Annotated in this window: 12 protein-coding genes; 6 read left to right on the forward strand and 6 right to left on the reverse strand. The window is 60.5% G+C overall.

Annotated elements, in window-relative coordinates:
* Nucleotides 1-10 precede the first annotated feature (10 nt).
* The 6 genes from F6S12_RS10310 to F6S12_RS10335 all read right to left on the reverse strand — a co-directional run bounded on the left by F6S12_RS10310 (nucleotide 11) and on the right by F6S12_RS10335 (nucleotide 5,844).
* A complete protein-coding gene (locus F6S12_RS10310) occupies nucleotides 11-1,465 on the reverse strand; it encodes a mannose-1-phosphate guanylyltransferase/mannose-6-phosphate isomerase (RefSeq protein WP_161466233.1) in 1,455 nt (484 codons plus the stop codon).
* A gap of 1,111 nt (nucleotides 1,466-2,576) precedes the next feature.
* A complete protein-coding gene (purT, locus tag F6S12_RS10315; protein WP_125062598.1) occupies nucleotides 2,577-3,758 on the reverse strand; it encodes a formate-dependent phosphoribosylglycinamide formyltransferase in 1,182 nt (393 codons plus the stop codon).
* Between the two features lie 93 nt (nucleotides 3,759-3,851).
* Nucleotides 3,852-4,319: a hypothetical protein gene (locus tag F6S12_RS10320; protein ID WP_015634275.1), complete on the reverse strand. Its 468-nt coding sequence runs from the start codon at nucleotides 4,317-4,319 to the stop codon at nucleotides 3,852-3,854.
* 132 nt (nucleotides 4,320-4,451) lie between these two features.
* Complete coding sequence (locus F6S12_RS10325) at nucleotides 4,452-4,667, reverse strand: DUF1289 domain-containing protein (RefSeq protein WP_011059437.1); 216 nt, start codon at nucleotides 4,665-4,667, stop codon at nucleotides 4,452-4,454.
* Nucleotides 4,664-5,188, reverse strand: coding sequence for a gamma carbonic anhydrase family protein (locus tag F6S12_RS10330; protein ID WP_011059436.1), 525 nt, complete (start codon nucleotides 5,186-5,188; stop codon nucleotides 4,664-4,666). The genes F6S12_RS10325 and F6S12_RS10330 overlap by 4 nt, the downstream gene beginning before the upstream one ends.
* Before the next feature lie 56 nt (nucleotides 5,189-5,244).
* A complete protein-coding gene (locus F6S12_RS10335) occupies nucleotides 5,245-5,844 on the reverse strand; it encodes a CoA pyrophosphatase (protein WP_011059435.1) in 600 nt (199 codons plus the stop codon).
* A 147-nt stretch (nucleotides 5,845-5,991) separates the two neighbouring features.
* Between F6S12_RS10335 and F6S12_RS10340 the strand changes: the two genes are divergently transcribed.
* The 6 genes from F6S12_RS10340 to F6S12_RS10365 form a co-directional block, all read left to right on the forward strand.
* Nucleotides 5,992-6,543 (forward strand): NUDIX hydrolase, encoded by a 552-nt coding sequence (locus F6S12_RS10340; protein ID WP_011059434.1) that lies wholly within the window; start codon nucleotides 5,992-5,994, stop codon nucleotides 6,541-6,543.
* A 48-nt stretch (nucleotides 6,544-6,591) separates the two neighbouring features.
* A complete protein-coding gene (locus tag F6S12_RS10345) occupies nucleotides 6,592-7,095 on the forward strand; it encodes a murein L,D-transpeptidase family protein (RefSeq protein ID WP_011059433.1) in 504 nt (167 codons plus the stop codon).
* Nucleotides 7,096-7,370: 275 nt separating this feature from the next.
* On the forward strand, nucleotides 7,371-8,102 hold the full coding sequence (locus F6S12_RS10350) for a GntR family transcriptional regulator (protein WP_011059432.1): 732 nt from the start codon (nucleotides 7,371-7,373) through the stop codon (nucleotides 8,100-8,102).
* Between the two features lie 27 nt (nucleotides 8,103-8,129).
* Nucleotides 8,130-9,236: an N-acetylglucosamine-6-phosphate deacetylase gene (gene nagA / locus F6S12_RS10355; protein ID WP_123430107.1), complete on the forward strand. Its 1,107-nt coding sequence runs from the start codon at nucleotides 8,130-8,132 to the stop codon at nucleotides 9,234-9,236.
* A complete protein-coding gene (locus F6S12_RS10360; protein ID WP_169892749.1) occupies nucleotides 9,217-10,239 on the forward strand; it encodes an SIS domain-containing protein in 1,023 nt (340 codons plus the stop codon). Before nagA ends, F6S12_RS10360 begins: the two co-directional genes overlap by 20 nt.
* A 26-nt stretch (nucleotides 10,240-10,265) precedes the next feature.
* The coding region (locus F6S12_RS10365; protein WP_315868880.1) for a PTS glucose transporter subunit IIA at nucleotides 10,266-10,835 on the forward strand (570 nt) is incomplete at its 3' end.

The following is a 10,835-nucleotide window of genomic DNA, read 5'->3' on the forward strand; positions in this document are numbered from 1 at the left end:
CATATTTACTCTATAAGTTCTTCTCGCTTCCAGCGCGACCGTAAATATCCTGAAAACGAATGATGTCATCTTCACCAAGATAGGAGCCGCTCTGTACTTCGATCAGTACGAGATCGATCACGCCTGGGTTTTCCAAGCGATGCTTGCGCCCTGCACGGATGAAGGTGGACTCATTGGTATCGAGTAACATCTCGTTCTCATCATTGAGCACCCGCGCCATGCCACTGACCACGACCCAATGCTCGCTGCGGTGATGATGCATCTGTAACGAAAGGGAAGCCCCTGGCTTTACCACGATGCGCTTGATCTTGAAACGCTCCCCCTCTTCAAGCGTGGTGTAAGTACCCCAAGGGCGCTGGGCAGTGCGGTGAGTCAGATGAGCGTCATGACCACTCTTTTTCAATTGAGCGACAATCTGCTTGACCTCCTGAGCGCTGTCTTTGTGAGAGACCAGGACTGCATCAGGAGTAACGACGACGATGAGATCCTTGACGCCGACCAGCGCGGTCAGACGCTCAGGACTCTGCACGAAGTTGCCGTTGGCCTGGTGAACAAGGACTTCGCCCTCCAGGCGATTACCGCTGGCATCTGCGGGAGTCAACTCGCTCATGGCACTCCAGGAACCGATATCGCTCCAGCCAATATCACAAGGCACGGTTGCCACTCTGTCCGATCGCTCCATCAACGCGTAGTCGATGGAGATATCCGCGACCTTGGCAAAGTACTCTCCGTCCAGACGCACACAGCGATGCTGCTCTCCCTCGCTGAAGCGAGAATGTTCAAGAGTGGTACGTACGGCATCAAGGATGTCGGGAGCGTGAGCACTTAACTCCTCAAGTAGTGTGCCTACGCGAAAACAGAACATGCCCGAATTCCAGTAATAACTCCCCGCTGCCATGTATTCCTTGGCAGTCTCAAGATCGGGTTTCTCGACAAAACGTTGAACCTTGAATCCGTTGCTCAGCGGAGAGTTGCTATCGGCCTGGATGTAACCGAAACCTGTTTCAGGGTATTGGGGCTTGACGCCGAAGGTCACCAGCCAGCCTTCTGCTGCCAGCACCTGCGCTTTTTTAACCGACTCGGCAAAAGCTGCCTGATCCGTAATCAGGTGATCTGCCGCCAAAACCAACATCAGAGCATCCGCCCCATGGATGTCATTCAGTTGAGTCGCCGCTGCTGCTACCGCCGCCGCGGTGTTTCGGCCAAAAGGTTCGAGGATGAAACTTTGCGCAGAGCACGCTTTTCCCGTGCGTAGATACTCGTCCTCAGTCTTGAAGAACAACTCGTTGTTGGTCACCGTCATCACCTCCAATACGCCCTCCAGACTAGAGACGCGCACGAAGGTTTTATGGATCAGGTTCTGGCCATCTGGAAGAGGCATGAATAGTTTGGGGTGGAGTTCCCTAGACACAGGCCAAAGCCTGCTGCCCACACCGCCAGACATGATTACGGGAATAAGATTCACGAGCGCTATTCCTTTCGCTAAGACCTCCCGGACCACCGGAAGTCTTGATGCAGCATTCAAATTTTGCCGGCTGGTCGCTTGCCATTCCGACTCGTTCCTGACCCTCGATGATGGATCACTGATAGGACTAATCAGTCAGATCATAACCGACCACAAGGGAATCCGCACAAAAAATTGTAAAAAACCAACTATATATAACTAAAAAATCAAAGCATCCAAGACACTTCCGTACCTTGGATACGCTGGATACAGATGCTCTTTTCGCTCCTTTAACTTGTTAGAATCTGTAATTAAACCATCCATACCTACAACAATTTTCCCATCCAATGTTTAACTTAAAAAAGAAGAAAGAACATTGAAAACAAGACGCTAGTTAACTACCGCCACAATACTTAAATTGCATTAGACACAAAAAATCAAGCCGGAGACCCCATCTAGATCAACCGTTTTTTCATGAAGGAACTACCAAGATTCCAAAGCACTTAATTCAACCATTACATACCCAAAACTCCTGGCCGCCATATAAAAACCCCAACAGCACAGTCGTTAAAGTGAAGTATGATTAACTCTAGAGCCCAGTTGTTCGGATGAGTTGAGACTAGGGGGATCTGCCGTTAGCAAGCGCGTCTATAATTCACGAATATCCCAAAAAAATATGCAAGAATTTTCTATATATATACGAGAATTTTCTGGTTATTAATTTTACTCGAGAACACCTATGCTGGATGCGGACCACTCAAAAAGCAGGCACCTTAAAAAGCAGTTCAATCGGCTATCCAAAGATTATGAAGCAAGAAAACATGCTTGCGCTATCTCGGCACGCTTGCTTCGTAGCAGGCAGAATCAAGCACACATAGCTTCTCTGCCCTGTAGAACTCAGGTTTCTTTGCTGAGGGTTATTACGCCTGGACACTTAGAATGGAACATATTGTTGTCCATACTAAAGTAACTAGATATTCATTGAGACACCATCCAGCATTCAGACACTACCTGAACATTGAATATGTACATATTGATAGGCAGGAACAGCAGGCCACTATTCATGTCACAACCGAGGGAAATATATTCCCACTATCAGTCAGAATGAAGTGGCCCACTGTCGATAAGGGCTTTACAGCTCGACTACCACCGCTTGCGCAGCACGGGTCGCCTTGGCACGGGCGGCTTCGATCGACTCGTCACGCGCCAGGGCTACGCCCATGCGGCGCTGGCCATTGACTTCCGGCTTGCCGAACAGGCGCAGCGCAGTGTCCGACTCGCTCAGGGCGGCACCGAGGTTGGCGAAGGCGGTCTGGGTGGATGTGCCTTCTACCAGGATCACCGCCGAAGCCGAAGGGCCGAACTGGCGGATCAGCGGAATCGGCAAGCCGAGAATGGCCCGCGCATGCAGGGCGAACTGGGACAGGTCCTGGGAAATCAGGGTCACCAGGCCAGTGTCGTGTGGGCGCGGCGACACTTCGCTGAACCACACCTGGTCGCCCTTGATGAACAGTTCCACGCCAAACAGGCCGCGCCCCCCCAGGGCCTCGGTGACAGCCTTGGCCACCCGCTCGGATTCGGCCAGGGCTTTGGGACTCATGGCCTGAGGCTGCCAGGATTCCTGGTAGTCGCCCTTTTCCTGACGATGGCCGACCGGCGCGCAGAAGGTGGTGCCGCCCACATGACGCACGGTCAACAGGGTGATTTCGTAGTCGAAGTCGATAAAGCCTTCGATGATCACCCGGCCCTTGCCGGCACGGCCGCCTTCCTGGGCGTAGTCCCAGGCTTTCTGCACGTCGTCGACGCTGCGCAGCAGGCTCTGGCCCTTGCCCGAGGAACTCATCACCGGCTTGACCACGCACGGGAAGCCCAGGTCTTGCACGGCCTTGGAATAGTCTTCAAAGGTGTCGGCGAAATGGTACGGCGAGGTCGGCAGGTCCAGCTCTTCAGCGGCCAGGCGCCGGATGCCTTCGCGGTTCATGGTCAAGGAGGTGGCCCGGGCGGTGGGGATCACGGTGAAGCCCTCGGCTTCCAGTTCCACCAGGGTCGCGGTGGCGATGGCTTCGATTTCCGGCACGATGAAGTGCGGCTTCTCGGCTTCGATCACGGCCCGCAGCGCCGCGCCATCAAGCATGTTGATCACGTGGCTGCGATGGGCCACCTGCATCGCCGGAGCGTTGGCGTAGCGGTCCACGGCAATCACCTCGACACCCAGGCGTTGCAGCTCGATCACCACCTCCTTGCCCAACTCACCACAGCCACAAAGCAAGACGCGGGTCGCGGTTGGCGACAGTGGAGTTCCGATACGAGTCATCTGAAGGTCCTCAAAGGAGCGGATCATCGAGGGCCGAGCGCCAGGCGGGCGACCCATGGGGAGCGGCATTTTACATGAAGCGCGGGCTTTGGCTCAGCCGGCGCACGCCGCTTTGCGCAAACGCCAGGCCATGGCCAGCCAGACCACGGTGACACCGGCGAACTTCGAACCCAGGGCGGTCAGGATCACCCCAGGGGTCAAGGCATCGATCATGCCGAAGAAGATGAAGGTATCCAGGGGAATGCTCAGGGCCGAGCTGATCCACAGACGATCATGCAGGGGCCGCTTGGTGATACTGAACACCAGCCAGTCGATGCATTCCGAGACGGCGAATGCCGTGGCGCTGGCCAGGGCGATGGTCGGATCGGAGGTCACATAGGACAGCACCAGGGCCGCCAGCATCGCGACGATGGCGCCGTGGCCGAAACGAGTCTGCACCATGTCCCGCAGGACAAACACCAACCCGCCCCAGGCCGACCAGATGATGTCCAGATGCGGGGCAGACGAAAAGGCGTAGTTGATCAGCACGACACTGCTGATATAGGCGATCAGGAAGAACATGGGGGCGAAGGGTACCTGTCAGGAAGGTGCACAGGTTACTGCAGGCCCGGGGCTGGGCCAAGAAGCCCTTTCGCCAGCACGCTGGCACCTGCACAAGATTGCAGGAGCCGGCTTGCTGGCGAAACCAGCGGATCAACTTGCCGAGCTGGAGCCGATCATCCACAGCAAGCCGCTGGACTTGGCCCGCTCATGGCACAGGGCCAGGACCGCACGCCGCTCGGCGTTGTCCATGCGGCTCCAGCGGGTGATCTCGTCCACCGTGCGCTGGCAACCGGTGCAGATATCCTGCTCGTCCAGGGCACAGATGCTCACGCAGGGCGAAGCGACGGGTCTTTCAGGGGCTGTCATTGTTCTTGCTCAACCAGGTCTCGGGCATAACGCTGGGCATTATGAACGTAGTGCGCGGCGCTGGCTTCGAGCATTTTCTTCTGCGGCTCGGTCAACTCCCGTACCACCTTGCCTGGCGAGCCCATGACCAGCGAACCGTCGGGGATTTCCTTGCCCTCGCCGATCAGCGAGTTGGCGCCGATGATGCAGTTCTTGCCGATCTTCGCGCCATTGAGGATCACCGCGTTGATGCCGATCAGGCTGTAGTCGCCCACGGTGCAGCCGTGCAGCATGGCATTGTGGCCGATGGTCACGCCGGTACCGATGGTCAGGGGAAAGCCCATGTCGGTGTGCATCACCGTGCCATCCTGGACGTTGCTGTGCTTGCCGATCAGGATCAGTTCGTTGTCCCCGCGCAGCACGGCGTTGAACCAGACGCTGGCTCCCTCCTCCAATTTGACCTTGCCCACCAGCGTGGCATTCGGGGCAACCCAGCTCTGTGGATGGGTCTCGACTCGGGCGTCGCCCAGGCGGTATTTCATCTTATTGTCCTCATGGCTCAGGCAGCCGCGGGTTTATGCCATGCGAAGTGATGGCTTCAGGTATCGATATAGTTTTTCGGCGGGCGATGCAGGCTGATTCCGGCGTCGTACAACAGGTTGACCAGCTCGACGATCATGATCGCGGTCAGGCCCCAGATCTTGTACTCGCCAAAGCGGTAGCTGGGGACGTACCAGCTGCGCCCCTGGTAATCGATGCGATGGGTATGTTCACGGGGGTCCTGGCGAAAGAACTCCAGGGGCACGCTGAAAACGGCGGCGATCTCGGCGTCATTGGCCTGGTATTCGACATAGTCGGGAATCACCCCGACGTAAGGCGTGACCTTGATTCCGTGCAGGGAAATCAGCGGGCTCAAAGGCCCGATGACCTCCACCAGCCCCGGCGGCAGGCCGATTTCCTCCTTGGCCTCGCGCAGCGCGGTGAAGATCAGGTCCGGATCTTCCGGATCGCGCCGGCCACCAGGGAAAGCCACCTCGCCGCCATGGGTCGACAGCCCGCTGGCACGCAAGGTCAATACCAGTTCCGGTTCTTCGCTGCGGGTGATGGGCACCAGCACCGCAGCCTCGGGAAAACGTCGGTCGGTCTCCAGCGTACGCGGCGTGTAGTGGCTTACCCGATGAAGTAGCTCGTCCAGCATGAGGCATCTCGATCTGTTGGCTACCGTGCATCATGCACCAATCCAATCTTCGGCCCAACCCCCGCCCCCGGGCATGTCGCTTAACGACAACTTGCCGACAACGGGGCTGGCGCGCCAAGATAGCCCCAGCCTTTTCGGATACCCCACATGAAATTTTGCAGCCAGTGCGGCAACCCGGTGACCCAGCGCATTCCCGAAGGCGATTCGCGCCTGCGCTATGTCTGCGACCACTGCCAGACCATCCATTACCAGAACCCCAATATCGTCGCCGGCTGCCTTGCCACCTGGGAGGGCAAGGTGCTGCTGTGCCGTCGCGCCATCGAGCCGCGCCTGGGCTACTGGACCCTGCCCGCAGGCTTCATGGAAAACGGCGAGACCATCGAACAGGCGGCCATTCGCGAAACCTACGAGGAAGCCTGCGCCCGGGTGCGCGGCCTGAGCATCTACACCCTGATCGACGTGCCGCACATCAGCCAGGTGCATGTGTTCTTTCGCGCGGAGCTCGCCGACCTGGACTTTGCCGCCGGCCCCGAGAGCCTGGAAGTGCAGTTGTTCGACGAAGCCGATATCCCTTGGTCCGAGCTGGCTTTCCGCACCGTCGGCCGTACCTTAGAATGCTTCTTCGCTGACCGGCGGGCCGCAGCCTTTGAAGTGCGCTCCGAATCCATTCCGCCGCTCTCTCAGCCTGCCATCAGTTAAACAATAAAACGTGCACGGGATCTGTGTGCGCCTGGGGATATCGTGTCAATGCGCTGGTTGCTTGCCCTGCTGTGCTGTTCCGTCGTTGCTGTGTGCCAGGCCTCCACCGTGGAAACCCTGGACGGCAAGGTCATCGAAAAGGTCCTGGTGCTCAAGTCCGCCCATCAACTGCAACTGATCAACGGTGGCAAGCCACTGAAGACCTACCGCATATCCCTGGGCAAGAAACCCAAGGGTCCCAAGCTCATGGAGGGCGACAAGCGCACCCCTGAAGGCCTCTACTGGCTCGACTGGCGCAAGACCAGCGACCGCTACAACCTGGCCATGCACATCTCCTATCCGAACATCACCGATGCCGCCCGCTCGCGGCGCGAAGGGGTGGATCCGGGCGGCATGATCATGATCCACGGCACCCCGGACACCGAAGAATTCCCGGAGCAGTATTTCCATACCCTGGACTGGACAGACGGGTGCATCGCCATGCGCAACGTCGACATGCGCGAGGTCTGGGGCCTGGTCAAGGACGGCACCATGATCGAGATCCGCCCTTAATTTCCCTTCCGCAAAAAATATTTTTACTCCCGCCAGCTCTTCCACTGCGCCCATACCACTTGGCGACCCGCAAGGGGTCGCCACTCGACGCCATGGCGATGGCAGTCAGACCTGCCTAATACCACTTTAATCATTTACCCTTCAAATCACCCCGCAAACGCTGGATTTACGCCACCTCCAGCAGACCAGTGGCGTTGACATGGTATCTAAGTGGTATTAGTTTTTCGGCACTACCGGGCGACAACAACCTAATAACCGCATCGGAAAACCTACAGATGAATCACCTCCTGGCCCTGCGCCCCGACGACTCCCAACCCACTCCGCTGTACCTGCAACTGGCTCGCAACCTGGAAGCGGCAATCCATGCCGGCCAGTGGAAAGCCGAGCAGGCACTGCCGTCGGAACGCAACCTCAGCGAATTGCTGGGGATCTCCCGGGTCACCGCGCGCAAGGCCCTGGAAGTGCTCTTCGAACAGGGCTTGATCCGCCGCAGCCAGGGCTCGGGGACCTTCATCACCCCGCGCCTGGAGCAACCGCTGTCGCGGCTCTCCGGCTTCAGCGAAATGCTGCGCCTGAAGGGTTTCGTGCCCGGCTCCCAATGGCTGGAACGCACCCTCACCCCACCCACCCATGAAGAACTGATCCGCCTCGGCCTGTCGCCCAACGACAAGGTGGCGCGGCTCAAGCGCCTGCGCAAAGCCGATGACACAGTGATGGCCATCGAGATGAGCACCCTGCCGGCCAGCATCATCGCCCAGCCGGAAGCGGTCGGGGATTCGCTCTATGAATACCTCGATGGCATCGGCAAGCCCGTGGTGCGGGCGCTGCAGCACATCCAGGCGATCAATGCCTCGGACGAATTCGCCGCCCTGGTGGGCATCGCCCCCGGCACCGCCATGTTGCTGATGACCCGGGTCGGCTACCTGGAAGACAACACGCCGATCGAGGTCACCGACACCTACTGCCGCAACGACTACTACGACTTCGTCGCTGAACTGCGACGCTGAACCCGCTTCCGGAGCCAGAGAAACGCCATGTCCGAAGACAATATCCTCACGCCCCAAGGCTGGGTCCGCGGCCGTCTGCTGCATCAGGACGGCAAGGTGATCGCCATCGAAGGCAGCCCCTGCAATCCGGCGGACAACGACCTGCCCTACCTGCTGCCCGGCTTTATCGACCTGCATGTGCACGGCGGCGGCGGCAAGGACATCATGCAAGGCCGCGATGCCTTCCAGACCATCACCCGCACCCATCTGCGCTTCGGCACCACCTCGTTGCTGGCCACCACCATGACGGCCCCCAGCGAGGAAATCCGCCAGGTCCTGGAGCAACTGGGCAGCTATGCCGAACAGCGCCCCAAAGGCTGCGCCCGAGTGCTCGGCGTGCACCTGGAAGGCCCCTACATCAACCCCGGCAAACTTGGCGCCCAGCCCAACTTCGCCCACACCGCACTGCTGGCGGAAGTGGAGCAGTACCTGGCGCTGGCGCCGATCCGCGTGATCACCATCGCCCCGGAAGTCGCCGGCCACGACGGCCTGATCCGCGAACTCAGCGCCCGCGGCGTGCGCATGCAGATCGGCCACACCCTGGGCAGCTACGAGGAAGGCGTGGCGGCCCTCGCCGCTGGCGCCACCAGTTTCACCCACCTGTACAACGCCATGAGCCCGCTGCATCACCGCGAGCCGGGGATCGTCGGCGCGGCCCTGGCCCACGCCCAGTACGCCGAGCTGATCCCGGACCTGCTGCACGTGCACCCCGGTGCCATGCGCGTGGCCCTGCGCTCGATCCCATGCCTGTACTGCGTTACCGACTCCACCGCAGCTGCCGGCATGCCCGACGGTGAATACAAGCTGGGCAGCCACACCGTGACCAAGTGCCTGGGTGGTGTGCGCCTGGCCGACGGCACGCTGGCTGGCAGCACCCTGACCATGGACCAGGCCCTGCGCAATCTGGTGAAGATCGGCCTGCCCCTGGCCGAAGCCTCGCAGCGCCTGTCGCAATTTCCCGCCGACTACCTCGGCATCCCTGAACGCGGCCGCCTGCAACCTGGCAGCTGGGCCGACAGCGTGCGCCTGGACCGGGCACTCACACTGACCGCCGTCATGGTCGAAGGAGAAGACATTGACTTCAAAAATGCTTGAAGAGGCGCTGTCCTCGCACCTGGCCGCGAGCAACCAGTTGCAGCACCTGGACCCGGCGCTGATCGAGGTCGCCGGCCGCCTGCGCCGCCAGCCGCCACAAGTGGCAATGACCGTGGCCCGGGGCAGCTCCGACCACGCCGCCAGCTACTTCGCCTACCTGACCATGCAGCAAGTGGGTATTCCCGTGGCCTCGCTGCCGATGTCGGTGGTGACCATGCAGCAGGCGCCCCTGCGGGTCAGCGGCCAGGCGGTGTTCGCCTTTTCGCAATCGGGGCAAAGCCCGGACCTGGTAAACAGCGTGCGCCTGCTGCGCAAGCGCGGGGCCCTCAGCGTGGCCATGGTCAACGCGCAAAACAGCCCGCTGGAAGCGGCCAGCGAATTCTTCCTGCCATTGCACGCCGGCGCCGAGCAGAGCGTGGCCGCCACCAAGAGCTTTATTGCCACCCTCAGTGCCAGCGCGCGACTGATCGGCCACTGGAATGATGACGGACGCTTGCTCGAAGCCGGCCTGGCCCTGCCCGAAGGCCTGCGCCAGGCCGCGACCCAGGATTGGAGCCTGGCCGTCAATGCGCTGCGCGATTGCCAGCGCCTGATGGTGATCGGCCGTGGGGCGGGATTCGCCATTGCCCAGGAAGCCGCGCTCAAGCTCAAGGAAACCTCGGCTATCCAGGCCGAAGCCTTCAGCAGTGCCGAAGTCCGCCACGGCCCCATGGCGCTGATCGACCACGACTATCCGCTGCTGGTGTTCGCCCCCCGCGGCGCCGAGCAGGGCGGCCTGCTGAGCCTGGCCGCCGATATGCGCCAGCGCGGCGCCAAGGTGCTGCTGGCCGCTCCGGACGACATCGGTGAACGGGACCTGACCCTGAGTCGTGCCGAACACCCGGCACTCGACCCGATCCTGGCGATCCAGAGTTTCTACGTCATGGCCGCCGGCCTCGCCCAAGCCCGCAGCATGGACCCCGACCAACCGCGCCACCTGAGCAAAGTGACCCGCACTCACTAAGCCCCATCGCCAACGAGTACTGCGCCATGCACAACAACAATAACGAACTGACGCTCGGTGCCCCGTTAAGCGGGCCAGTGCTAGCACTACGCAGCGTGCCCGACCCGGTGTTCGCCAGCGGTGCCATGGGCGACGGCATCGCCATCGATCCCCTCAACGACACCCTGCATGCGCCCTGCGCCGGCCAGGTGATCCAGGTCGCACGTACCGGGCACGCAATCACCCTGCGCGCCGCCAATGGGGCCGAACTGCTGCTGCACCTGGGCCTGGACACTGTCGAACTGCAGGGCGAGGGGTTTGCCCTGCTGGTGAAGGAAGGCCAGCAGGTGCGTGCCGGCCAGCCCTTGCTGCGGGTTGATCTGGACCACGTGGCACAGCATTGCCGAAGCCTGATCAGCCTGCTGATCCTGACCAATGGCGAGGGTTTCGACCTGCGCCCGCTGACCCTGTCGACAGTCCAGGTGGGCGAGCCATTACTGCACATCAGCCGGCGCGCCAACGCGGGCCCGCAGCCGCTGGCTCAAGAGCAATCCGGGCAGCAGGCCAGCGCCCGGATCAAGGTCGCCCATCGCGGCGGCCTGCATGCCCGCCCCGCC

The organism is Pseudomonas sp. JV245A, from assembly GCF_032424515.1.
Lineage (GTDB): Bacteria > Pseudomonadota > Gammaproteobacteria > Pseudomonadales > Pseudomonadaceae > Aquipseudomonas > Aquipseudomonas protegens.

Bases quoted from the DNA above. Each gene is read 5' to 3' on its own strand.
- purT (WP_125062598.1), bottom strand. From the start codon at position 3,758: ATGACTCGTATCGGAACTCCACTGTCGCCAACCGCGACCCGCGTCTTG.
- F6S12_RS10330 (WP_011059436.1), bottom strand. From the start codon at position 5,188: ATGAAATACCGCCTGGGCGACGCCCGAGTCGAGACCCATCCACAGAGC.
- F6S12_RS10335 (WP_011059435.1), bottom strand. From the start codon at position 5,844: ATGCTGGACGAGCTACTTCATCGGGTAAGCCACTACACGCCGCGTACG.
- F6S12_RS10350 (WP_011059432.1), top strand. From the start codon at position 7,371: ATGAATCACCTCCTGGCCCTGCGCCCCGACGACTCCCAACCCACTCCG.
- F6S12_RS10325 (WP_011059437.1), bottom strand. From the start codon at position 4,667: ATGACAGCCCCTGAAAGACCCGTCGCTTCGCCCTGCGTGAGCATCTGT.
- F6S12_RS10320 (WP_015634275.1), bottom strand. From the start codon at position 4,319: ATGTTCTTCCTGATCGCCTATATCAGCAGTGTCGTGCTGATCAACTAC.
- F6S12_RS10340 (WP_011059434.1), top strand. From the start codon at position 5,992: ATGAAATTTTGCAGCCAGTGCGGCAACCCGGTGACCCAGCGCATTCCC.
- nagA (WP_123430107.1), top strand. From the start codon at position 8,130: ATGTCCGAAGACAATATCCTCACGCCCCAAGGCTGGGTCCGCGGCCGT.
- F6S12_RS10345 (WP_011059433.1), top strand. From the start codon at position 6,592: ATGCGCTGGTTGCTTGCCCTGCTGTGCTGTTCCGTCGTTGCTGTGTGC.